This window comes from Bartonella sp. AA86SXKL (assembly GCF_042196885.1).
The window spans coordinates 489-744 of sequence record NZ_JBHIRE010000296.1 but is presented as its reverse complement, the minus strand read 5'-3'; the positions used below and the strand labels follow the sequence as shown (position 1 = coordinate 744).

Sequence of the window (256 nt, the reverse complement as noted above, 5' to 3'; positions counted from 1 at the left end):
TTTGCTGCTATTGCTGGTGCTGATACTGATGGAGTCCCTGATACTGAACGCTCTGATCTGCGAGATCTTGCTACTGCATTTTCTACTGCAGCATTATCGTCTACGCCTATAATAATTGTCTTTGTGTGTTTTTGACCGGATAATGTTAAATCTGTATCGACACCAAAAATGAAGTCATCGCCAAGATTAATATTAGAACCTGCGTAAAAACCACCTTCAAAACCAGAAAGTTTAGGTGATAAATCTTTACTTAATG

The 256-nt window shown here is 38.3% G+C and carries 1 pseudogene; it reads right to left on the bottom strand.

Annotation, left to right across the window (positions count from 1 at the left end):
* Window positions 1-256 (bottom strand): annotated as a pseudogene (locus ACFIO5_RS11635) (outer membrane protein); the annotation flags it as partial.